22 protein-coding genes and 1 pseudogene are annotated in these 22377 nt (G+C 43.3%); 9 read left to right on the forward strand and 14 right to left on the reverse strand.

What is annotated here, in order from left to right; translation table 11 throughout:
• The first annotated feature begins 3 nt into the window (after window positions 1–3).
• The 4 genes from ACXAF2_RS14085 (at window position 4) to brnQ (ending at window position 5669) form a co-directional block, all read left to right on the forward strand.
• Window positions 4–1152, forward strand: coding sequence for an iron-containing alcohol dehydrogenase (locus tag ACXAF2_RS14085; protein ID WP_475139531.1), 1149 nt, complete (start codon window positions 4–6; stop codon window positions 1150–1152).
• Between the two features lie 51 nt (window positions 1153–1203).
• Window positions 1204–2592, forward strand: a complete 1389-nt coding sequence (locus ACXAF2_RS14090) for a hypothetical protein (protein ID WP_475139532.1) — start codon at window positions 1204–1206, stop codon at window positions 2590–2592.
• Window positions 2593–2613: 21 nt separating this feature from the next.
• On the forward strand, window positions 2614–4032 hold the full coding sequence (locus tag ACXAF2_RS14095) for an NAD-dependent succinate-semialdehyde dehydrogenase (protein WP_475139534.1): 1419 nt from the start codon (window positions 2614–2616) through the stop codon (window positions 4030–4032).
• A gap of 311 nt (window positions 4033–4343) precedes the next feature.
• The gene (gene brnQ, locus ACXAF2_RS14100; protein ID WP_475139536.1) at window positions 4344–5669 is read left to right on the forward strand and encodes a branched-chain amino acid transport system II carrier protein; all 1326 of its coding nucleotides are present in this window, start codon (window positions 4344–4346) and stop codon (window positions 5667–5669) included.
• A 53-nt stretch (window positions 5670–5722) separates the two neighbouring features.
• On the opposite strand, the gene ACXAF2_RS14105 is transcribed toward brnQ, so the two are convergent.
• Both ACXAF2_RS14105 and ACXAF2_RS14110 read right to left on the reverse strand, forming a co-directional pair.
• Complete coding sequence (locus tag ACXAF2_RS14105) at window positions 5723–6187, reverse strand: GNAT family N-acetyltransferase (protein ID WP_475139538.1); 465 nt, start codon at window positions 6185–6187, stop codon at window positions 5723–5725.
• 120 nt (window positions 6188–6307) lie between these two features.
• Window positions 6308–6802, reverse strand: coding sequence for a lactoylglutathione lyase family protein (locus ACXAF2_RS14110; protein ID WP_475139540.1), 495 nt, complete (start codon window positions 6800–6802; stop codon window positions 6308–6310).
• A 131-nt stretch (window positions 6803–6933) separates the two neighbouring features.
• On the opposite strand from ACXAF2_RS14110, the gene ACXAF2_RS14115 reads away from it, so the two are divergent.
• Entirely contained in the window at window positions 6934–7266 is a 333-nt protein-coding gene (locus tag ACXAF2_RS14115; RefSeq protein ID WP_475139542.1) for a winged helix-turn-helix transcriptional regulator, read from the forward strand.
• 99 nt (window positions 7267–7365) lie between these two features.
• Here the strand turns inward: ACXAF2_RS14115 and ACXAF2_RS14120 are convergent, their stop codons facing one another.
• The gene (locus ACXAF2_RS14120; RefSeq protein WP_475139544.1) at window positions 7366–7986 is read right to left on the reverse strand and encodes a LysE family translocator; all 621 of its coding nucleotides are present in this window, start codon (window positions 7984–7986) and stop codon (window positions 7366–7368) included.
• Window positions 7987–7996: 10 nt separating this feature from the next.
• A pseudogene (locus ACXAF2_RS14125) lies at window positions 7997–8167 on the reverse strand (Lrp/AsnC ligand binding domain-containing protein); the annotation flags it as partial.
• A 236-nt stretch (window positions 8168–8403) separates the two neighbouring features.
• Between ACXAF2_RS14125 and ACXAF2_RS14130 the strand changes: the two are divergent.
• Window positions 8404–8694, forward strand: coding sequence for a DUF488 domain-containing protein (locus tag ACXAF2_RS14130; RefSeq protein WP_475139546.1), 291 nt, complete (start codon window positions 8404–8406; stop codon window positions 8692–8694).
• A gap of 153 nt (window positions 8695–8847) precedes the next feature.
• Here the strand turns inward: ACXAF2_RS14130 and ACXAF2_RS14135 are convergent, their stop codons facing one another.
• The 6 genes from ACXAF2_RS14135 to ACXAF2_RS14160 all read right to left on the reverse strand — a co-directional run bounded on the left by ACXAF2_RS14135 (window position 8848) and on the right by ACXAF2_RS14160 (window position 15567).
• Window positions 8848–9564: a sulfite exporter TauE/SafE family protein gene (locus tag ACXAF2_RS14135; protein ID WP_475139548.1), complete on the reverse strand. Its 717-nt coding sequence runs from the start codon at window positions 9562–9564 to the stop codon at window positions 8848–8850.
• Window positions 9565–9634: 70 nt separating this feature from the next.
• The gene (locus ACXAF2_RS14140; RefSeq protein ID WP_475140402.1) at window positions 9635–10213 is read right to left on the reverse strand and encodes a DUF402 domain-containing protein; all 579 of its coding nucleotides are present in this window, start codon (window positions 10211–10213) and stop codon (window positions 9635–9637) included.
• A gap of 155 nt (window positions 10214–10368) precedes the next feature.
• Window positions 10369–10710: a zinc ribbon domain-containing protein YjdM gene (locus ACXAF2_RS14145; protein ID WP_475139550.1), complete on the reverse strand. Its 342-nt coding sequence runs from the start codon at window positions 10708–10710 to the stop codon at window positions 10369–10371.
• Between the two features lie 125 nt (window positions 10711–10835).
• Window positions 10836–13067: a sensor domain-containing protein gene (locus ACXAF2_RS14150; RefSeq protein ID WP_475139552.1), complete on the reverse strand. Its 2232-nt coding sequence runs from the start codon at window positions 13065–13067 to the stop codon at window positions 10836–10838.
• A gap of 147 nt (window positions 13068–13214) precedes the next feature.
• On the reverse strand, window positions 13215–14915 hold the full coding sequence (locus tag ACXAF2_RS14155) for a transglutaminase domain-containing protein (RefSeq protein ID WP_475139554.1): 1701 nt from the start codon (window positions 14913–14915) through the stop codon (window positions 13215–13217).
• A gap of 142 nt (window positions 14916–15057) precedes the next feature.
• Window positions 15058–15567 carry a GNAT family N-acetyltransferase gene (locus ACXAF2_RS14160; RefSeq protein ID WP_475139556.1) on the reverse strand — a complete coding sequence of 170 codons (510 nt, stop codon included), beginning with the start codon at window positions 15565–15567 and terminating at the stop codon, window positions 15058–15060.
• Window positions 15568–15822: 255 nt separating this feature from the next.
• Here ACXAF2_RS14160 and ACXAF2_RS14165 point away from each other — a divergent pair, with 255 nt between their 5' ends.
• From ACXAF2_RS14165 to ACXAF2_RS14175, 3 genes are all read left to right on the forward strand, one after another.
• Window positions 15823–16206: a GntR family transcriptional regulator gene (locus tag ACXAF2_RS14165; RefSeq protein WP_475139558.1), complete on the forward strand. Its 384-nt coding sequence runs from the start codon at window positions 15823–15825 to the stop codon at window positions 16204–16206.
• A gap of 3 nt (window positions 16207–16209) precedes the next feature.
• Window positions 16210–17313, forward strand: coding sequence for a DUF1648 domain-containing protein (locus ACXAF2_RS14170; protein WP_475139560.1), 1104 nt, complete (start codon window positions 16210–16212; stop codon window positions 17311–17313).
• A 288-nt stretch (window positions 17314–17601) separates the two neighbouring features.
• Window positions 17602–19020: an alanine/glycine:cation symporter family protein gene (locus tag ACXAF2_RS14175; protein ID WP_475139562.1), complete on the forward strand. Its 1419-nt coding sequence runs from the start codon at window positions 17602–17604 to the stop codon at window positions 19018–19020.
• A gap of 187 nt (window positions 19021–19207) precedes the next feature.
• Here ACXAF2_RS14175 and ACXAF2_RS14180 read toward each other — a convergent pair whose 3' ends face one another.
• The 4 genes from ACXAF2_RS14180 to ACXAF2_RS14195 all read right to left on the reverse strand — a co-directional run bounded on the left by ACXAF2_RS14180 (window position 19208) and on the right by ACXAF2_RS14195 (window position 22225).
• A complete protein-coding gene (locus tag ACXAF2_RS14180; RefSeq protein WP_475139564.1) occupies window positions 19208–20311 on the reverse strand; it encodes a PLL family lectin in 1104 nt (367 codons plus the stop codon).
• Window positions 20312–20542: 231 nt separating this feature from the next.
• A complete protein-coding gene (locus ACXAF2_RS14185) occupies window positions 20543–20827 on the reverse strand; it encodes a thiamine-binding protein (protein WP_475139566.1) in 285 nt (94 codons plus the stop codon).
• Between the two features lie 68 nt (window positions 20828–20895).
• Complete coding sequence (locus ACXAF2_RS14190) at window positions 20896–21759, reverse strand: cytochrome c oxidase assembly protein (RefSeq protein WP_475139568.1); 864 nt, start codon at window positions 21757–21759, stop codon at window positions 20896–20898.
• Entirely contained in the window at window positions 21749–22225 is a 477-nt protein-coding gene (locus ACXAF2_RS14195) for a DUF2243 domain-containing protein (RefSeq protein ID WP_475139570.1), read from the reverse strand. The genes ACXAF2_RS14190 and ACXAF2_RS14195 overlap by 11 nt, the downstream gene beginning before the upstream one ends.
• Between the last annotated feature and the right edge of the window lie 152 nt (window positions 22226–22377).

A 22377-nucleotide genomic window follows, 5' to 3' on the forward strand; every position in this document is an offset into this window, starting at 1 on the left:
TTCATGACAATCTCAACTTTTAAAATTGCTAACAAATTGGTTACAGGAAAAGGAGCAACAGAAGTTTTACCCGACGAAATCAAGCGCCTCCAGATTCAAAACCCACTAATCGTCACAGATGAAGTCCTCCAAAAAGTCGGAGTGGTTGATCAAATCACCCCATTTTTGAAAGGGCTTACTTTCGGAATATTCACAGGCGTTAAACCTGACCCTGAGCTCTCTATTGTGGAAGATTGCACGAAAGTTTTCATAGAAGGGAAACATGATGGCTTGATTGCTATCGGCGGTGGCAGTGCGATCGATATCGCAAAAAGTGTATCTGTATACGCAGGTTTTGATGGCAGCCTGTCAGAACTGATCGGTACAGACCGTGTTCCACAAAAAGGCGCACCTATCATCACCCTACCGACAACTGCTGGAACAGGTTCAGAAGTAACGAATATATCGATCCTTTCTGACACAGAAGCTCAGCTCAAAAAAGGAATCGTGAGTGACTACTTGCTTCCTGATGTGGCGATTGTGGCACCGGAAATGACGCTGACCATGCCACCTTCAGTCACAGCAGCAAGCGGAGTGGACGCATTGGTTCATGCCATTGAAGCATATATTTCGGTTCACGCTTCACCCATAACAGATGCGTTGGCCATTTATGCGATACGAATGATTTCAGAGAATCTGCCAAAAGCATACGCCAATCCTAACCATTTGGAAGCCCGTGAAAAAATGGCGACTGCAAGCTTAATGGCCGGTATGGCTTTTGGTAATGCTGGAGTCGGTGCCGTTCACGCACTCGCCTATCCTTTAGGCGGTCGCTATCATATTCCTCATGGGGTCAGTAATGCCCTCCTGCTTCCATATGTCATGGAATGGAATAAAATTGCCTGTATGGAGCGCTTCAGGGACATTGCGGCCGCACTGGGCGAAAACGTTCGTTCCTTATCGGACGCAGAAGCAGCAGATAAAGCCGTGATTTCCATGAAACGATTATGCACTGCAGTCAATATCCCGACTGGATTACGCTCCTTTGACATTCCGGAAACGGCACTTTCTGATATGGCTGAAGATGCAAGTAAGATTGAAAGACTATTAAACAATAACCCACGTCAGTTAAACAAAAGTGAAATTGAACAAATCTATCAATCTGCTTATTAATAAAAAGGATTTCAGCTCATTGTTATCAAATTAAGAAAAGGGGTATATAGGATGTGGAGAAATCGAAAAGATGGTGAGGAATCACCATATATTCCAATGGGACCTTTTAAATTAAGACTCCCGTTTATTCACTACAAATTTGAATGGCCGGATTATGTCCAAGGGTTGCTAATGTGTGCAGTAGATTTGGCTGCGATTCCATTAATGATTGAACTTCTCGGCATGCCTTTTGAAGTCGCATTAGCCGTTGTACTGTTGAATGGGATTCTCTATTTAACTCATCACTTACTCGGCGATCCCGTCGTTCCCGGATGGATCACACCAGCGATTCCATTAATCATGGCTTATGTATCAGCATTTCCAGAAGGACCGGAACGTGTGCATGCACTAGTCGCCTTCCAGCTTACACTGGGCTTACTTTCCATCCTGTTAGGGGTGACAGGATTAGCGAAAAAAGTCGTTACATTCGTTCCCCCGGCGATTAAATCCGGGGTGATCTTAGGAGCAGGATTTGCAGCAATCATTTCTGTCTTCCAGGTTGGCGGGCGTTTTGAAAGTTTTCCATGGACCATTTCCATCGCAGTAGGGATTGCCTTTTATATTATATTCTCTCAACATTTCAATCAGCTGAAAGCCAAAAGTTCACTATGGGGACTTATTGGAAAACTGGGAATCTTTCCGATTATTATTCTAGCTGTCATCATCGCTCCTCTCTTTGGAGAAGCACCTTGGCCAACGATTGAGTGGGGGCTCATTAATCCTGACTTCGGTACACTTTGGAGTGAATACACCATCTTTGGGCTCGGTTTCCCTCCGGCAATGTTATTTGTAACAGCCTTGCCTACTGTATTAGCCGCTTATATCGTCCTATTCGGAGACGTTTTACAAAGTAAGGCTCTAATCGATGAAGCGGACGATGTGCGCCGTGATGAAAAGATCGATTACAATCCGAATCGTGCCCATATGGTCTTCGGTGGACGCAACACCATTATGAGTATACTTGGTCCTGATGTCACAATGGCAGGTCCACTATGGGCAGCCATGCAGGTTGTCGTAATTGAACGGTTTAAAGAAGGTAAAAAAGCTATGCATTCACTATTTGGGGGTTCTGGGTCCTTCAGATGGGGTACAAATACTGGACTCTTACTTCTCCCTATTGTAAGTTTAGTACAACCAATTCTAGGTATCGCCCTCGCCTTAACTTTGCTTATCCAAGGTTATGTAAGCGTTCGCGTAGGGATATTAGAATCCCGAAGTCACCGTGACCTTGGCATTGCCGGAGTAATAGGGGCAGTACTCGCCACCAAAGGTGCTACTTGGGCATTCGCAGTTGGAATTTTGTTATGCTTATTGATTTACGGTAAAAAATTCTTCATCGGAGAAAACGACGAAATTTTCACAAAAGATCTTGAAAATAAGGATGCCAAGAAAATCTCATAAAAGATTAAAAGGAGGATCACTATGCAACACTACAATATGATAATCAACGGAGAACAATTAGGATCTTATCTTTCTAAACGGGATGTGACCAACCCAGCCACCTCAGAAGTCATTGCCACTATCCCGAACGGAGGCAAAAAAGAAGCTGCCAGTGCTGTTGACGCGGCTTATGGTGCATTCAAGGACTGGTCCCAATACTCTGCATACGAACGAAGTGAACTCATTCGAAAATGGTATGATTTAATTGATGAGAATAAAGAGGACCTTGCCCGGACCATGACCATGGAGCAAGGGAAACCACTAAAGGAAGCGCTTGGTGAAATCCAGTATGCCAACGGCTTCATCTCCTGGTACGCAGAGGAAGGAAAGCGTGTATACGGTGAACAGATTCCCGCCACTCAACGAAACAAACGTCTATTTGTTCATAAGCAGCCTGTCGGGGTCGTAGCTGTCATCACACCATGGAACTTCCCTGCCGCCATGATCACTCGTAAGGTTGCACCGGCACTCGCAACCGGCTGTACTGTCGTGATTAAACCGGCAAACCAAACCCCTTTGACCGCTTTAAAGATGGCGTTACTTGCAGAGAAAGCCGGCATCCCTAAAGGAGTCATCAATGTTGTGACTGGTGATTCGAAATCCATTGGCGAAGCGTGGATGGAAGACACACGCGTACGGAAACTGACATTCACGGGATCAACGGAAGTCGGGAAGGTCCTGATGAAAGGTTCGGCTGATACTGTCAAGAAAATATCATTGGAACTTGGCGGCCATGCACCGGTGATCGTAATGGCTGACTCTGACCTAGAAAAAGCAGTGGATGGCGTCATTGCCTCGAAGTTCAGAAATGCCGGGCAAACCTGCGTCTGCTCCAACCGTGTCTATGTTCATGAATCCATCGTGGATTCGTTCGCGGAAAAATTAGTGGGAAAAGTGAAAGATATAAAAGTAGGAAACGGTCTGGAAGAAGGTGTCGATATCGGCCCATTAATTGATGAAAATGCAATCGAGAAAGTCCAGAAACACGTGGAAGATGCTGTAAACAAAGGAGCTTCTATTGCCTACGGGGGCAATGGAAAAGGCGGGTTATATTTTGAACCAACTGTTCTTACTAACGTAACTGATGACATGCTTTGCATGAAAGACGAAACATTCGGTCCGGTCGCTCCAATCACTACGTTTAAAACCGAAGAAGAAGCCATCGAACGGGCAAATGCTTCCATCTACGGCCTTGCTGCTTATGTATTCACCGAAAATATCACAAAAGGAATACGAATCAGCGAGCAACTGGAATATGGGATTGTAGGATTGAACGATGGATTACCTTCCACCCCGCAGGCCCCATTTGGCGGATTCAAGCAAAGTGGCCTTGGTCGTGAAGGCGGACATCATGGCATTGAAGAGTATCTGGAAATTAAATATGTTTCATTAGGGTTGTAAACCTTGAAGGCACACAATTACATGTGTGCCTTTTTTAGATTAAACTTAATGAAAGTGTATTTTATACAATTTTTACCGATTGATATTTTTACACAAATCTAGAAAAATAGAAATTGATATTATATTAGGAAAACTTATTGACTGCGCTTTCTTCCTATGCTAGATTGTGTTTATTAATTAAATTCCACGACGAGAAAATATTACTCGTCCCTGGTCAGGGGCGGGTTTTTTTATGTGAAATAATCAGAATAATCAATAGAAGCTATTATGAGAAGCTATCATGGTTTGGTAAGGATTTGGAGGGTTTTTTTTTGAGAAAGAACGATGTGCTGGTTTCAGGTTTTATGCTATTTTCTCTATTTTTCGGAGCAGGGAATTTAATATTCCCGCCTTATCTCGGAATGGAATCTGGAGACTACTTTGCCGCCGCAATTGCCGGGTTTATTTTAACAGCAGTGTTCCTGCCTTTTTTAACGATCATTTCCGTTTCGTTATCTACTAACGGATTATTGTCCATTGGACAACGGGTTCATCCTGTCTTTGGACTTGTGTTCGCCATCGTCATTTATATGTCGATTGGAGCACTATACGGTATTCCAAGGGCGTCGAATGTTGCCTATGAATTGGGATTTATGCAAGTGATCAGTGTGGATGGATGGTTCCCCTTATTCTTATTCTCCCTCGTCTTTTTCGGTTTGACCTACTTCCTCAGTATCAATCCAAAAAAGGTGATTGATCTTGTCGGACAGTTTTTAACGCCTGCCCTGCTCATTGTATTAGCGATATTATGTGTAAGGGCCTTTATGATCTTTGATTATACGGACGCACAAGCAACTGAAACCTTCCAGTCCGATCCGTTTCTCAAAGGATTTCTGGAAGGTTACTTCACCATGGATGCCGTGGCAGCCCTTGCCTTTGGGATTGTCATCATCAATGGATTGAAGGATAAAGGAGCGACGGATAAAAGGGATCTGATACGAGGAACAATCAGTTCAGGTATGATTGCAGCAGTCGGCTTAATCTTGGTGTATCTTTCACTTGGATGGATCGGTCGTGTTGTTCCCCATGAAGAGCCACTTCAAAATGGGGCGGAAATATTGGTTCTTGCTTCTCATCAATTATTTGGATACAGCGGGAATGTGTTATTTGGAGCCATCGTAATGATTGCTTGTTTAACGACTTGTATTGGCCTCATCAATGCATGCGGACGTTTTTTTAATGAAAACTTCCCGAGGTATTCATATAAGACTTATGTAATGGTTTTCATCCTGATCGGGTTGGCCGTGACCAATCTTGGACTGAATTTGATACTGAAAGTGGCCACACCGTTACTCGTTCTGATTTATCCTGTAGCTATTGTGCTTGTAGTCCTCTCCCTCTTTCAGCATTTCTTTGGAGAAAGTAAGAGAATGTATGTGTATGGGGTTGGGGTCGCCACATTATTTGCCTTTTACGAAATGCTGGTGACGCTGGAAATTCAAATGGAAGGAATTCATGCTATCTTGGAATTCCTTCCCCTAAGTGAAAATGGCCTGGCCTGGACCCTGCCTACCCTAGCGGCCGTCGTCCTTGGGTACGCCATAGACATCTCCCAAGGGAAGGTTACCTTTCCTTCCAAGAGAGGGACGGACCTCTAAAAAAAGCAGTAAGGCATGAGTGAATTTCCCATTCATGCCTTACTGCTTTTTTTTCAGGAAGTTTGATCTGTTGCTTTTTGGTAGACATTCATGGAACCACCACTCAGTCCAATGGCTTCTGTCGTGTGAGTCCATCCATATTTTTCATAATAACCTTCCAGATCCGTGGTTAGGTATAGATGTTTGTAGCCTTTTTCATGGGCTTCCTGTAAAGCATGCTTGAGGAGATTCGAACCCAGTCCTTTCCCTCTGTGATCCGGTTCGATGTAGAGGCAAGCAAACCATGGAATCAAGTCTTGCCTACTATTCAGGTCGTTTCTGAGCAGTGCGTACGTCCCAATGATTTTTTCTTCCTGTAAAGCGATATAAAATCGCGGTAAGTCTTCTTCGGTCCGGCAGGAATGGAACATACAATCGTGATAGAACCTGTAATTCTCCTCACTTCCCCACTGTTCCCAGAAAGCGTTCACTGCTTCCTCAAAAATACTTGAATCTTTTTGTAGCTCCAATATTTTCATTGTTGTTTTCCTCTCTTAACTGAAATAGAAGTATCTTTATAGGATTCTTCATTGGGAAAGGAAAACCTTTATTTGAATAAAAAAGACACGCTATCAATTGAACGTGCCCTCATTAATTGATCAGTAAGCCCCATCTGAATACGTTAATTCGTAGCTGTGTGAGTAAATCTCAAAAATATTCCCGAATGGATCTTCAACATACACCATGCGATAAGGCTTTTCACCGGGATAATATTCACGGATCGGCATGCGCTGTTTACCGCCGTGCTGTTTGATTTTTTCAACCATGCCTTCTACATCGGGGTCCTGGATACAGAAATGGAATAGTCCTGTTTTCCAATACTCAAAGTTATTCTCCGGCTTTTCGTTGTGTGGGAACTCGAACAGTTCCACCCCAATTTTATCACCCGTGGCCAAGTGAGCAATTCTGAATGTCTCCCAATCATTCCCGAATACATCACGGCACATCTGCCCGATTGCTGTATCATCATTTTCCACATCGGAAGGCTCCATGATGGTGTACCATCCGAACACCTCTGTGTAGAATACAATGGCCTCTTCAAGATTTGGGACGGATAGTCCAATATGAGAAAACGATCTTGGATATGGTAACATTGTCAATATTCCTCCTCATTTTGATTAGTTTCATCTAACACGTCCTCATTATACGAAGCTGAGCTTCTTAATGTAAGAATGCACTTTTTTGTGAGAAACTAACCTTAAGGTAAGAAAGGACTGAAACGTATATGGATACACCCATCGATAAAGAAGGAAAATTGAAGTGCTCCATCGAGTACACACTGAAGAAAATCGGAGGAAAATGGAAGACCGTCATTCTTTGGCATTTAGGGACAGACGGGACTCTCAGGTACAACGAATTGCGCAGGTTACTACCTGGTGTAGCCCATAAAGTCCTGAGCCAGCAACTAAAAGAACTCGAAGAAGACGGCTTCATCAATCGCACCCAGTACGATACCATCCCCCCAAAAGTAGAATACTCCATGACAGAATTGGGTATGACCCTAATGCCGATCCTCAAGCAGATGCATGTCTGGGGCAAGGAGCATGGTGAGTTTTAGGGGAGGGACGGACCTCTAATTCATTATATAGTTGGAATCAGGGGTTCATGGGGGGGTTGGAGGTCCGTCCCTCCACACACTTTTTAACAAGATCAGAAATTAAATCAAGTCAATGAGGATGTACGAGCTGAATATTGTAATGATGATTCCCGCTACCCGATTGATCATTGTTAACGAGTCTGATTCAATCCGACTGCTTAACCATCCACCTACCAGGGCAACCGTTCCCCACCATAAAGCGGATCCGCAAAACACGCCCAAAACGACGAGCAATGCGGATACTACGCCCCCATCAGAACCGGTTACCTGAAAGACACCAAAGATGGCGATAAATGCAATGATAGTCATTGGATTCGTAAGCGTCAAAAGAAAGACTGAGAAGAACCCCTTCAATGAAGAAGTGGTTTGCGGTTCACCAGCCTTGAATGTTGCCGTCTGTGAAGTGAATGTCTTAAATCCCAATAAGAATAGAAAGACCCCTCCCCATAATTGAATCCAGAATTGGTGACTAAGAAGGAAGTCGGAAACAACTGTAAGCCCCATGACAGCGATCAGACCGTATAGTGCATCTGCAGTGGCAGCTCCCAACCCCGACACAAAACCTGTCCTTCTCCCAAATGCCAATGTCCGCTGAATACAAAGGATACCGACCGGACCAACAGGAGCAGCAATGGTGACTCCTATGATGAGACTCTTTAATAATAAAGTGGTATCAATCATGGTCCTGCCGCTATTCTAAAGAAAACTTATAAGGATGTAGTCGCAGATTCAAACTCTCTTTGAACGAATCCATTGCAATCGTCGTTGTTATCATCGTTATTGCCGGCAGGCTCTTGATTTCATGACTGATGATGTGATCCAGATCCATTATATTTCTACTCCGTACTTTCAAAAGATAATCACCCTTCCCGGCGAAATGTTACCATGCATGTTTTTATTCGTAAAAGAGGGACGGACCTTCAATTCGGATTCCCCCTTGAATAACTCGGTCAAGCTATAAAGTAGTTCATTTAATATATGCGGAGTTTCTAATCCTTTATGTACTTTTTTCGGAGAAACTAAAGATAAAGGATCTTTGCTTCATGCTTCGATTCAATTTATCCTTATAGTAAGTGAACAAGGATTGGAGGATGAGCAATGTCTATCGTTCTAAAGAGAATTTATGATGAACCTCCCCAATTAGGCGGTCACCGCATTTTGATTGACCGGATTTGGCCACGTGGAATCTCAAAAGAGGATGCCAACTTGGATGAGTGGATGAAGGAAATTACGCCAAGTCCCCCCTTAAGGAAATGGTTTAATCATGAGAAGGAAAAGTTTGAGGGATTTAAAAAAGCCTACAAAGAAGAACTTAATCAAGATGATAAACAAAAAAAGCTACAGGCACTAAGGGAAATGTCTGCTAACGAACGCTTAGTGCTTCTCTAGGGTGCGAAAGATAAGCAGTACAACCATGCGGTTGTGTTAAAAGAAGTTTTAGACGATATGTGAGAGGGACGGACCTCTGAATCAGCAGAAAACCATTAGGATAGTCGCTCATCACTCATTGGAGGTCCGTCCCTCTAAATTTGGTCCTCTAAATTAAATGCTTGCTATCAACAGATAGATTCCCGTAAATAACAGGAGTATATAGGTAACGATTTGGAAGATTTTTTGATTGATTTTGTTGAATAGTGCTTGTCCTAACACTAGACCTATAGCTACTACCGGTAATGCTTGCAAGCTTGATTTCCAAACTGTTAGCGTAGTACCCGCCACTTTCACCTGGATTGCTAGGCTGACGAGATAGATGAACAAATAAAAGGCAAGAGTTGTTCCCCGAAGTTTCTCTTTTCCTGTCTCAGTGCCTGAAAAATATAGAAGCAGAGGTGGTCCTGGCATACCGATACTCGTGGTCAGTGCTCCAGACCATCCCCCTGCCAGAAAGTCCCGCATTTTGGACTGCCTGATGCGGAAGTTCATGATAAGTAAAACCGTCAGCACTATGATGATCAGGCTGATTAATACCTTTAAGAGACTCATATCCATAAGAGTAAAAACCATTATTCCCAGGGGTAAACCAGGTATGCTCCCAACCACAAACCTTTTTACAAGGGAAAAATCAATGTTCCGTCTAATTTTCACAATAAGTGCCAGTGAGATCACAAGGGATAAGATCAAATTAATCTGGATCGCTTCTTTAGGTGGAAACAAGAGCAATAAAAATGGTGTTGCCATTATTGAAAATCCGAAGCCCGTACTGGTTTGCAATATCGATGCAAATAAAATGATAACCATAAACAAGATAAACGTACTCAAGAAACATTCCCCCTGGTGATTCTTTCAGACGACGGGTCCTGAAGCTGGATTGATCAATTCTTTATTTTCATTAAACTTCATCCTTATGCTCTGAGACCTCCCTTCTATCTTTCGAATCGCTAAGCCACCTAAGAAGATCATCATGAGGAAAATGAACCCTCGTCTCAGAAATAAGCTTTGGAAGGAAACTCCCAAGGCTATCCATTAATAATTGCAATTCCTCCATTACATACCCGTTCTCAAACTCCTCCATGGGAAGGGGTAGCTCCTCTTCATCTAGAACAAAAGCATTACCATCGTCGAATACGAGAACGTCTATGATAAGATCTTCGAAAGACACTACTTCATTGTCTATGATAGTATTTCTGACAATATTAAAATAGGCCCCTAAAAACTCACCCCTATGATTTCTCCAAATATACACATTATAAGCGCGGTCCTTCCAATAGTACGCCAGGGTGTAGCTACCCTCAGGGATGGTTAAACTTGATTGGTTTGTTGTCATGGTAAAAGCATCTTTTATTCTATGAAAAAGGACCACATCTTCAACTCCCGCCTTCAAGAGCCGGCAGTGATGTTCCACCAATTTTCCGTCATAACCTAACTTTCTCTCTATTATCGGGGCACCAACCTGAAGGGGACTGCCCATTGCATTCTCTTTCACCATTCATCCCTCCTTAACTCTGAGTACCTGCTATATACGTTTATCATCTCCGTAAATCTGAAAGAGGGACGGACCTATGATCAGCAAACCATCTGGTTAATCGCTCATCAGAGGTCCGTCCCTCTCATATTACACACGCATTATATCTTTTTCACAAATTCTGATTTTAGTTTCATTGCGCCGAAGCCGTCGATTTTGCAGTCGATGTCGTGGTCTCCTTCGACTAGTCGGATGTTTTTGACTTTGGTTCCCATCTTGAGGACGGATGAGCTTCCTTTTACTTTCAGGTCTTTAATGACCGAAACGGAGTCACCATCGGTTAAGAGATTTCCGTTTGAGTCTCTGACCACATTTTCTTCTTCTGCCGTTTCTGTTGCTGCATTTGTTGTCCATTCATGAGCGCACTCGGGGCAGACGAACAGACTTCCATCTTCATACGTGTATTCTGAGTTACACTTTGGGCAATTTGGCCATTCTGACATCGTGTTCATTTCCTCCAATGATTGTTTTTTCATGTTAAATCCAAAAGACATCGCCTTTCATTATACCTGACCCGATGCGAGTTATATATCAATCTTCGCTCATCCTTTTAGTCAAAGCGTTTTCGTCACAGCCAAACACGTTCAGAATGTTCCCTTTCCCACTCCACCAGAAACTTTTCTAATAATGGTCCAGGCACTGGACGGCTAAAGTGGTATCCCTGACCTACCTGACAGGCATTCCGTTTCAGGAACAAGACTTGATTTTCTGTTTCAATTCCCTCAGCAATAGTCGTAAAGTTCATATTTTGACTCATATCAATAATCGCTTTTACGATTGAAACTTGATTTGAATCTTCCATGATATCATCTACAAACGATTTATCTATTTTAATGCTATCAATCGGTAAATGCCTTAAATTATTCAAAGAAGAGTAACCTGTTCCAAAGTCATCCATGGAAATAATGACGCCAAGCTTTTTCAGCTTATTGAGAACGCTCGTTGATTTTTCGAAGTCCTGCATGATGCTCTCGGTTATTTCAAGCTCAAGTCGATCTGGCTCAAACTGGAGGCATGATAAGGTTTCTTTTACCATATCAACAAACCCATCATCTTTTATTTGTCTGACAGATATATTAACTGCAACAGGGATGATGCCTAATCCTCTCTTTTCCCACTCCTGACTTTGTTGACAAGCCTCTCGAAGAACCCACTCCCCAATCGGAACGATCAACCCCGTCTCCTCTGCCAGTGGAATAAATTCACTCGGAGGGACCATTCCAAGTTCCGGATGCTCCCAGCGAATCAAGGCTTCTACGCCCATAATATTAAGCGTTTCGAGTTCCACCTTGGGCTGATAATGGAGAGTTAATTGCTCAAGTTCCAACACCTTTCTTAATCCATTTTCAAGCTCCATATTCCTTGAAGAAGCTTTTTCAAGCTCAGGAAAATAGAATTGATAGTTGTTCTTACCGCGTTCCTTCGCTAAATACATGGCTGTATCGGCATGTTTAATTAAACTTTCCTGATCCTCACCATCCTTTGGATACATACTGATACCGATACTGGGTGTCACAAAGAACTCCTGTTCATGAATGATGATCGGACTGTTGAAACTATGTAATACTTCACCCGTCGTTTCTTCGACCTCGTGCTCATTCAAACTGGAGAGTAAGATAATAAATTCATCTCCCCCTTGCCTAAACACTATCCCTTTGTCTTTCACCACATTCTTCAATTGGAGGGCAACCTTCTCCAGTATCATATCGCCTGTAGAATGCCCTTTCGTATCGTTGATGACTTTAAATCGATCGAGATCCAGAAATAAGATGGCAATCGATTGATCAGGAGCTTCACGAATTGACTCATTTAAGTATTGCTTAAATTTGTTTCGATTTGGAAGCCCTGTCAATGAATCATAATAGGCCATGGTATGAATCGTTTTCTCAGCCTTTTTACGATTCGTAATATCCCGTCCGACCAACTGTATGGCCATCCTTCCGCCATATAAAATGGGCATCGCGGAAATCTCCAACTCTATTGCCTCTCCGTTCAGGCGATAAATGGTCAGTTCAAATCGTTCCCCTGCGGTCGAATCTTTTGTCTGCTCCCTTATTTTCTTGATATTTTCAAGACTGGTAAACTGGGAAACATCCATGTCCATGATGTCCTCGGGGCATTTGGCACCAATCAATCTGCTGCCAGCTTCATTGATATAATCAAACCTTTGATTACTAATGACCGCAATGATATCTGGAGACATTTCTACTAAACTACGGTATTGATCTTCACTTTCTTTCCGATTGGTGATATCAAAGAGCACACTGGTAAAAGAAAGCATTTCTCCGTTTTCATCCAAGGTAGGGATGCCTCTATCCTGGATCCAGCGAACTTTACCATCCGGCTTGATGATGCGGTATACACTCACACATGCCTGACCGGAACCAAGTTTTTCTTCCCTCTCATTTAATACCGGCATATCATCTGGATGTATCACTTTTTTCCAAAGAAGTGTATCCTGATAAAAATCATTCAAAGGATATCCATACAAATTCTCAATTCCAGGTGTGATCAAGAGGACATTTGATTTCATATCATGAGACCAAATGGCAACATCCAGCGTCTCGAAAATGTTGTTTAAATTTTTATTGCTCTTGGATAATTCCTTTGAAGCACTCCAATTTCCTCTAAACAGTAGAAATAATAATGCAAGCATACAGAACACTAAACCTATATGGAGAACTAGCGACACTTCTCCATTTGAGTCATCAATTGTTTTCCAAGAAAAATCTGCGATCTCTAAAAAGATCATTATGATAAAAAGCATGAATACTGTTTTCTTATTTTGTGTAAAATCCATTCACTACTCTCCTGAATATAAGAATTCTTCCATTAATCAAGTGTACTATTTATGGCATTCATTCACAATATAGCTAATTATTACCTTTATTTTATTAAAAAAGGACCAACTCCATCGACTGGAGCCGGTCCCTTTAGAAGATGCATTCTAATACGACACACCTGTCCTTGTGTGCGTCTTCTTGAATTCATACATATCCGGATCAAAATAATCCTCATTAAAAGCCGGTATAAACCTGCCGTCCTTTAAATAGCCTGATCCCCATGTCGGATCCAAAGTGACCCATTCCCCATCAAGATTCGCTTCCACCCAAGCATGCCTTCCCGGGAAAATCCCCCCTGCTCTTCCTTCAACGAACCTCGCCTCGATGTCACTGGCACGAAGCAGGGCAATCGCCAGGTAAGCGTAGTCCTGGCACACACCGGTTCTGGTTTCCAGAGTTTTTAATGCACTATCATCCCAGTTAAAGTCGTCATTTTCATATTTTTCAACATCATAGGAAACATTTTTTGCGACAAAATCATAGATCGCTTTCGCCTTGTCCCTGTCGCTAGTTTGCCCGACTGTGACGGTATTCGCCTGCTCCTTGATTTCCTGCGCATCTGACTGCACTCCACGGGATGGAAGCAGGTCCCGCTTGTCTTCACCTGTCGATTCCACTTCAAACTTCGCAAAACCGAAAAATCTGAAATAGTCGCTATTCTCCTCCTTGATTTCAGGTACGCTGAGGGTCACCTCATAGGTACCTGGTCCAAACCGGAGATAAAAGGAATCATCAAAGGTAAAATCTTCAACGGGAATCACATCCAGAGCTTCGTCCTCCCCTTTCTTCGTGGTGATATAAATATGCGTCGTTTCCGGACCGAATTCAGCTTTTGGATCGATGCTTCCTTTGATAGAGTAAACACCATCCGACTTCTCACCACCAAATTGAGGGGATTCCAGAGTGACGCCACGCTCACGATATTTATCAGCGTACTCAATCGGACTCATCACCCTAACAGATTCATTATCAATGATTAGAGTGGTGGCCGTCTGGTAGTAGCTTTCACGGTCTTTATCCGGTACCAGTACCTCAAGTTCGTGTATCCCTTTTCCGAAAAATAAAGGAACTTCGTAATTGAATTCTCCGTTTTTAACAGGAATGACATGTGTCCACTCATCTGAATCCTTCTCTAGCCTGAGCATGATGGTATCTTCATCAGAAAGGTTAGCAGCCTCTCCTTTCAAAGAAAAGACTTCCTCCTCTTTTAAATAGCTTGTTTTGGTGTTTAAGGTCAATTCGGCATCCTGGCCAAATGGAGTCACCGTTACATCCCTCTTTGCATCAGGGTTTACATTGTGAACGGTAAAGGAAGCAGTATCATAGTAATAATTCTCACGATCTTTGCTTGGCAGCTGCACAGACACATTGTACTCACCTTCTCCATTGAAAAAGTGGATATTCTGTTTGAACTTACCGTTTTGGATGGGAGTGTAGTATTCGAGCTGCTTTCCGGCAGGGCCTTCTTCGCTTGCTCTAACCTTGATCCAGGCGTAGTCCGACTTCAGCTCAGAATGCTGTTCAATTTCCCCGTCAACGGTCACATGCCCATTTGCGGCAAATTCCTGGTATAACGGCTCATTCATTGTGACACCGATTTCCTCGCTGTAGGAAGTTAATTGAAGTGGCACCATTTCACCTAGTTCATCGTCCATTTCTCTCTTTTCTTTTTCATACAGATCTTCTTCTTCCTTATCCGCTATCGTTTCCTCGCTCTTGGCATTCGAATCACTGCATGCCGTCAAAAACAAGACACTTGCTAACAAACTCAAAAATAGAATCAAAAAGTGATTTTTCTTCTGCATGATTTCCTCCTAAAATAAATATGCTTACTGCTCAAACGGTCTATTTGGAGGGACGGACCTCTATACGTTTAAAAGCACCTGAATATGGAGCGATTTGAGGATTCGAGGTCCGTCCCTCTTACTATTTTATTCTTACAAACTCCTAAATCTGTTTGTAGTAGATAATGGTTGCCTCTAATTCCCCAAATGGTGAAGCTGCGTAGTCAGGAATCCGGCCTCCCTGAACGAATCCAAGGGAAGTATACAAATGATTAGAAGGTGCCCCTTCTACCGTATCCAGGATGAGCAAGGTCCGTCCCTCTTCTTTCGCTCTTTTCTCCGCTATTTCCATGAGCGACCGGGCAATTCCTTTTTGGCGGAATTTAGGGTGGACCATCATTTTTGCGATTTCGGCTCTGTTGGTGCCGTTTTGTTTGGTGCATAGGTGAAGCTGTACGGTCCCTGCAATCGTATCATCTATCCAGGCTATATATAGAAACACATGAGGATTCAGTACATGATGCCAGTAGTCCATTGCTGCCGCGCTAGCCATTGGGGATAAAAAACCGATGGAAGCCCCATCATCCACTACTTTCATCAAAAGATCACACAGTTCCTCTATGTGCTGGTCTATCGATGTCAGTTCTACGATTTTTAGTCCTTGATTCTTCATGAACATCTCACTCCTTAGCATATCTTCCCGTCTTAATTACAATGGTCCAATTTAGTTTGTGCAATCTATTTGTCAGATGTGTTGACAAGGTATGGATGTTGATTGCTTTAGTTCTCTGAAACCTCTTTTTATATAATCAAATTATAACGAGGGACACTTCAACAATCTAACTTTTTATGGAAAAATACTTTTTGTTATACATAAACTAGAACAATTTTGTTATACTAAATATATAACAAACTAGGGGGTGAATCCTTGTTTATCCAAATAGAACCTCAATCAGATGTACCGATTTATACTCAGGTCAAGAATGGGATCATGGAGGGGATCGTTCGCGGGGAATTAGTGCCAGGTGATATCCTCCCGTCCGTTCGCAGTCTTGCCGGTGACCTGGGCGTAAACATGCACACGGTGAATAAAAGCTATCATGAATTGGAAAGCAAGGGGGTGATCCGGATTGTTCCAAAGTCTGGAGCTGTTATTTGTACACCACATGAGGGAGAAATTCCGCCATCCCGATTGGAACAGATATCAGAAGACTTGCGGCCGATTGTAGTGGAATCAATGGTGATCGGCATGAGTGAAAAGGAAATTCAAGAATTAGTTACATCTATTATGCGAAAGGTTAAGGGGGAGTAACAAATGGAAATGACGCTTTTATTCGTCACGGTGGCATTTTTAATGGTTCTGCAAATCACTATTCCTTTTATCGTAAAACGAACGGTGGTTTTTGGTGTAACGATACCTGTTGATGAAATACGGAACGAACAGTTGCTATATTACAAAAAACTCTACGCTATCTTAACATTTTTCATTTCCATTGGAGCATTGGCTCTCTATTTTATTTGGTCAAATGACATCCCATCCACTGAAAATCACCTCATTTTAGCAGGCTTATTACTTCCTTTTGTCATCCTATTTATTTCGATGTCCCTTTATTTCTATTTCCATATGAAAGTGACTACACTGAAAAGGGAAAAGCAATGGTTCAAGGATCGCAAACAGGTGAAGGTTTCAGAATTGAATCTAAGAACGAAAGATGAAATGCTGCCCTGGATCGTATATGTAGTCCCCATGGTGATCACCGCCGGATTAATCGTGTTTACATTGGTGAATTACAATAGCCTGCCGGATCAGATTCCTACCCATTGGGGACCCGATGGCAAACCGGATTCATTTATGACCAAAACCTATCTGTCTGCTTTGACCCTGCCACTTGTATTACTGGTGATGAATGCAATGTTCCTCGGGATCAATGAGCTCACAAGGAATTCCGGGATCAAGCTGAGTGCAGGAAATATAAAGGCATCACGTGTCCGACAGCTCCGTTTGCGAAAGTACACAAGCTGGCTGTTATTCTTCATCTCCATTCTGATTTCCATGCTCTTTACATTCCTGCAATTCACCACCCTGTATGAAAATAGCGTCAGCGACCTGATGATCATCACCATGCCACTGGCCTTCTCTGCACTCGTCTTGATAGGGACGATCCTTATGGCGATCAAGGTCGGTAAAAAGGATTCAGACTTGGACGTAGAAGTCATCGATGAAGGCACCGGCGAAGCAATCAATGCAGATGACGATCAATACTGGAAAGGGGGACTCTTCTACTTCAACCCTGAAGACCCCTCGATCTTCGTCGAAAAACGCTTCGGAGTAGGCTGGACCCTAAACTTCGCCAGACCTCTCGGATACCTCATTCTGGTCGGACCGCTGCTCGTGATAGTACTCATTACACTGATATAACAGTGAGGGACGGACCTCTCAAACTGAGCGATAAAGTTACATCATCGATCAGCTGAAGAGGATCCGTCCCTTTTGTTATGCGATTTCCCCCTTCAATAACACTTGAGACACCTTTCTCTTGTGACTGAATCCGAGGTCCGTCCCTCCAACTACTCCTACTACTAAAAAAGGCTCAATCTCTGGAAATTCGCCTTTTATTATGGACAGATTGTTCGGAATACTATATAAATAGTAGATGGAAACTCACAAAGAAAACGTTTACAACATGAGATGAACAAGGAGGATTCTATGTTAGATGTGCTAGACAAGATTAATTCATTTTTATGGGGGACACCAAGTTTAGTACTGCTATTTGGGACAGGCCTTTTCTTAACATTTATGCTTAAAGGGCTGCAGTTCCGGAAGCTATTGTATGCATTTAAACTTGCTTTTACAAGAGAAGAACCCTCTTCTTCCGCTGACAAATCGGAAGGAGATATCAGTAACTTCAAAACGTTGATGACTGCTTTGTCAGCGACAATCGGTAACGGAAACATTGCCGGGGTTGCGACGGCATTGACGATTGGTGGACCAGGCGCCATATTCTGGATGTGGGTTGTCGGCCTTCTCGGAATGGCGACGAAATACGCAGAAGCGCTGCTTGCCATGAAATACCGTGTAAAAAATAAAAATGGTGAATACTCCGGCGGGCCGATGTATTACGTAGAAAAAGGTCTCGGAAGCAAGTGGAAATGGCTTGCTGTTGCCTTCGCTTTATTCGGCGCATTCGCGGCCCTCGGAATCGGAAACAGTGTACAGTCCAATACGATTGCAGACGTTATGACATCAAGCTTTCAAATTAACAATCTCGTAACAGGAATCGTTTTAGCAGTCCTGACAGGTTTGATCATCTTCGGAGGTATTCAACGGATCAGTACAGTCGCCTCCTTCTTTGTACCGATCATGGCATTCCTGTACATTGGTGGTTCAATGATCATCATCGTACTGAATTATGACATGATCATTCCGGCATTTGAAATGATTTTCTACTATGCTTTCAATCCTGTAGCTGCCGCTGGAGGTTTCACTGGAATCATTATCAGTGAAGCGATCCGCAGCGGGGTTTCACGTGGGATTTTCTCCAATGAGGCCGGACTTGGTACAGCTGCCCTGATTGCAGGTAATGCAAAGACCGATCACCCGGTTAAACAGGCCCTTGTCGCAATGACAGGTACGTTCATTGTAACAATCGTCGTTTGTACGATGACGGGGTTAGTCCTCTTGATCACAGGCTTCTGGGATCCGACCGGCGGAGCGATATCAGGTGTCGAGCATGCGCCAAGTCTTGACGGCGGGGCACTGACGAGTGCGGCATTTGGGCACGCCCTTGGTACTGTCGGGGAATATATCGTATCGTTCTCCGTCATCTTCTTCGGATTCTCGACGATCGTCGGATGGTATATGTACGGAGAGAAATGCTTCGAGTATTTGACGAATTATCGTTTCGCAAACTCCTACAGACTCATTTACATTTTAGCAACCGGACTTGGTGCCGTCGCGAACCTGGAGCTCGTATGGGCATTCGCTGATATGTCTAACGCGTTGATGATGATTCCAAACTTGATCGCCCTTATTTTGCTTTATAAGGTCATCGTTCGTGAAACGAATCATTACTTCAATGAGTACATGCCCATGATGGAAGCACAACCAAGGAAGAAAGCCAGTTAAAAAGTAACCCGGCGTGATGTATGATCATGCCGGGTTTTATTTTTATAGAATTTAAAAAGCAAGCCTTTTTCTCCCTTCCAAATTTGGTAGAGTACCCACTTACCCATCATTTGGACATAAACTTTGTCAATTCCTTCATTTAAAAGAAAAAACCATCCCTATTTACACACAGGGACGGTTCCATCTATCAAGCATACCACTTATGCCACATATGATCGTTTCTGCCTCTTACAAAGGCATCCACCCGGTTACCGCCCCAAGACACGGCTCCCGGTGAAGAACGAACGCCTCCTCTTGGTGCACCAAGGTCTTCCCATTTACTCCAGCGGGAACCGTTCCACCATTTGTGCCACATATTGTTGTTATCTCCTCGGACAAAGGTATCGATCCGGTTCGGAGCCCATGAAGATGCTGCAGGAGCACCTTCGAATCCTCTAGGCGGTGAACCGAGGTCCTCCCAGTTACTCCAGCGGGAACCGTTCCACCACTTATGCCACATCCGGTCGTTGTTTCCTCTTACGAAGCAATCGATTCGATCCGGACCCCATGATACGGCACCTGGAGAATCCCTCAAGCCGCCTCTTGGAGCTCCAAGGTTTTCCCATTGGCTCCATCTTCTTCCGTCCCACCATTTATGCCAGAGATTGTTGTCATTCCCTTGGACGAAAACATCGAGACGATTTGCTTGCCATGATGCAACCGTCGGATCTCCCTTGAACCCACGTGGTGGTCCCCCAAGGTCTTCCCATTCATTCCATCTCGAGCCATCCCACCACTTATGCCAAAGTGTATCCCTATTCCCTCTGACAAACGTATCAATACGGTTCGGTCCCCATGACACGGCAGCCGGGGAACTCCTTAAACCTCTTCTTGGTGCACCGAGATCCTCCCAATTACTCCATCGGGAACCGTTCCACCATTTGTGATACATTCTGTCATTCTCACCTCGAACAAATGTATCCAGCCGGTTCGCCTGCCATGAAGCAACTGCCGGTGATCCCTTCATCCCCCGCGGTGGTGCCCCAAGGTCTTCCCATTCCCGCCAGCTTGCCCGCCAATCAAATGGATCTTCGTAGACTGGTTGGTCATAGAATCCTTGATAAGGATTATAATGGTTTAGTTGTTGTGGATAATACGTGAACTCACGTTGTTGTCCATATGGTGGATAGTACTGTTGATAAGTATGTGGTAACAGACCATCTTCATAATGGTCTCTGACTTCTGGCCAATACGGATAACATTCTTGTTGAACATCACACGGTATCACAGGATATAGCCGTGGAAAAAACATACTGCATCCCTCCTCTGCATTTACTTTATGCAGGAGCCCAATTAGAGGAGCAAGTACACTTATTGACAATGAGTAACCTTCCCTTATACTTTTTTGAGAAAATGTAAAGCTTTAGAACTTGCTTGCTGGAAACAAATATAGCGTAAGAAACATCCATTTTTTCACCATAAAAAAATAAGCACCAAAAACATAGGTGCTTATCATCATACTCTATTTGATTGGAAGTGGTTTTCAAACATCCTTCTTTTTGTCTGCGATTGATACTCCGTCTGATTTATAATGCATTTTGATATTTGTGAAAACCTCGGTGGCTCCGTGTTGTATCCCTACTTCCTGGGTCTCTTTGATAACACTCATTATTTTATCATATTCACCTTCGACCACCGTTTCCATCGGGCCTACTTCGTATGTTAAACCCGATTCTTTTACCACTTCGATCATTTTGGGGATAACTCCATGTGTATCCACGTCTTTTCCGTTTGGCATGGTTTGAAATCCTACAGTTAATGTTGGCATCTGCATGCTCCTTTCTCGACTAGTTCTATACCTCTACCTCCTACACAAACAAATAAACATGTAGAATTTTACCGAGATGCACTTGAACTCCTTTGTTCCCCGAGGTCCAGCGTCCCCAAGAAATTCTTACTGTCTATACTCTTTCTAGCATCGGCTCTCGGCCGGGCTGCCTTATACCACTGGTAACAGAAGATAATGATCAGGATCAAATCGATCAAATCTCCGCCATAGTACATAAGCATCCCTCCACTCTGTGCCTGTTCACGGGGTATACCGGCTGGAGGGTATGCATAAATGTATTTTGACAAAATGCCATGACCGGTCAAGGCAAGGATCAATACAGTCCCTCTGTAAATATAGCCGGTTCTATGTGGAGCAGGATCAATATAAATCATGGAAATCGTAAATAAATATCCAGCCAGAAAAATATGGATATGTATAAATAAATAAAGGAGAAAGTATTGATGCATAGCTCCGTACAAACTGGTTGTGTAAAGAATCCAAAGCCCTCCCACATTGAGGATGACAGCGACGATGGGATCACTGATAATCCTCATGAAACGGCTTTTCAGTATACGTGAAAGCCTCCTGGCCTTAGTGACATGCAGCGTCCGAAGTAAAAGTGTTATCGGTGCAGCGAGTACCATGAGAAGAGGGGCCAACATTCCGATAAGCAAATGACCAAGCATATGGGAAGTAAACTCCATATGTGCCCGATGAGCCAATGGTCCTGATACAGCGCTTAAGGCACAGCAGACACCAATGATCCATAGAATTGTACGGGAGATCGACCATTTTTTATGTTTACGATTGGAAACGATTAAAGCTAGCAGATACAGTACCAATACCACTATTAAAGGAATGGCTAGAAGAATCTGAGAAACCGATCCGAAGTCTTGGGATACATGTGTGATAGAATGATCAGCGTGCATTGGCAACAGTCTCATTCTTTTTATATCTAGTATTTACAACCATTACGAATCCTGCAAGAATCATAGCAGCCGCAATCACATTCCAGACAATATCATACACAAGGACATTTTCTATATAGCGTATTTGATGAATACCCATCAGCTTATGCTGCACGGTCCCGTCATACAATTGAAAGCCTCCGGCACCAAGCAGAATGCCTCCCCACCATCTCTTCATCCATAACGCTTTTTTTCGGCGTAAATCGGCAAACATAAACAACCCGCCTATTGTAGCAAACCAGCTAAACGCATGAAAAAAACCATCAGATACGAGCCCTATAGCTGTGGTGGACTTGTCATAAAAATGATGCCAATGAAGCAACTGGTGGAATACTGTCTCATCGATAAATGCCACGATTCCCATCCCAAATAAGATACCGGACCACAGATTGCGGGTTGAAGACGTTTTTGTATAGTTGGCTATCATGGTTACAGGAGCCTCCTTTGTAAATTATTAGCCATTCTACCCTTTCCTTTATGGAGGTAAACTTTCATAAGTAGGTCAAAAGGGTTTAGTAGATGCATCAGAATTCATGTCTCACCTTATTAAATCCAAGCTTTATTAGAAAGTACTGACTA

The organism is Rossellomorea sp. ABR4_004, assembly GCF_056159585.1.

Bases quoted from the DNA above. Each gene is read 5' to 3' on its own strand.
- ACXAF2_RS14085 (WP_475139531.1), top strand. From the start codon at position 4: ATGACAATCTCAACTTTTAAAATTGCTAACAAATTGGTTACAGGAAAA.
- ACXAF2_RS14090 (WP_475139532.1), top strand. From the start codon at position 1,204: ATGTGGAGAAATCGAAAAGATGGTGAGGAATCACCATATATTCCAATG.
- ACXAF2_RS14095 (WP_475139534.1), top strand. From the start codon at position 2,614: ATGCAACACTACAATATGATAATCAACGGAGAACAATTAGGATCTTAT.
- ACXAF2_RS14105 (WP_475139538.1), bottom strand. From the start codon at position 6,187: ATGAAAATATTGGAGCTACAAAAAGATTCAAGTATTTTTGAGGAAGCA.
- ACXAF2_RS14110 (WP_475139540.1), bottom strand. From the start codon at position 6,802: ATGTTACCATATCCAAGATCGTTTTCTCATATTGGACTATCCGTCCCA.
- ACXAF2_RS14115 (WP_475139542.1), top strand. From the start codon at position 6,934: ATGGATACACCCATCGATAAAGAAGGAAAATTGAAGTGCTCCATCGAG.
- ACXAF2_RS14120 (WP_475139544.1), bottom strand. From the start codon at position 7,986: ATGATTGATACCACTTTATTATTAAAGAGTCTCATCATAGGAGTCACC.
- ACXAF2_RS14130 (WP_475139546.1), top strand. From the start codon at position 8,404: ATGTCTATCGTTCTAAAGAGAATTTATGATGAACCTCCCCAATTAGGC.
- ACXAF2_RS14140 (WP_475140402.1), bottom strand. From the start codon at position 10,213: ATGGGCAGTCCCCTTCAGGTTGGTGCCCCGATAATAGAGAGAAAGTTA.
- ACXAF2_RS14145 (WP_475139550.1), bottom strand. From the start codon at position 10,710: ATGTCAGAATGGCCAAATTGCCCAAAGTGTAACTCAGAATACACGTAT.
- ACXAF2_RS14150 (WP_475139552.1), bottom strand. From the start codon at position 13,067: ATGGATTTTACACAAAATAAGAAAACAGTATTCATGCTTTTTATCATA.
- ACXAF2_RS14155 (WP_475139554.1), bottom strand. From the start codon at position 14,915: ATGCAGAAGAAAAATCACTTTTTGATTCTATTTTTGAGTTTGTTAGCA.
- ACXAF2_RS14160 (WP_475139556.1), bottom strand. From the start codon at position 15,567: ATGAAGAATCAAGGACTAAAAATCGTAGAACTGACATCGATAGACCAG.
- ACXAF2_RS14170 (WP_475139560.1), top strand. From the start codon at position 16,210: ATGGAAATGACGCTTTTATTCGTCACGGTGGCATTTTTAATGGTTCTG.
- ACXAF2_RS14175 (WP_475139562.1), top strand. From the start codon at position 17,602: ATGTTAGATGTGCTAGACAAGATTAATTCATTTTTATGGGGGACACCA.
- ACXAF2_RS14180 (WP_475139564.1), bottom strand. From the start codon at position 20,311: ATGTTTTTTCCACGGCTATATCCTGTGATACCGTGTGATGTTCAACAA.
- ACXAF2_RS14185 (WP_475139566.1), bottom strand. From the start codon at position 20,827: ATGCCAACATTAACTGTAGGATTTCAAACCATGCCAAACGGAAAAGAC.
- ACXAF2_RS14190 (WP_475139568.1), bottom strand. From the start codon at position 21,759: ATGCACGCTGATCATTCTATCACACATGTATCCCAAGACTTCGGATCG.
- ACXAF2_RS14195 (WP_475139570.1), bottom strand. From the start codon at position 22,225: ATGATAGCCAACTATACAAAAACGTCTTCAACCCGCAATCTGTGGTCC.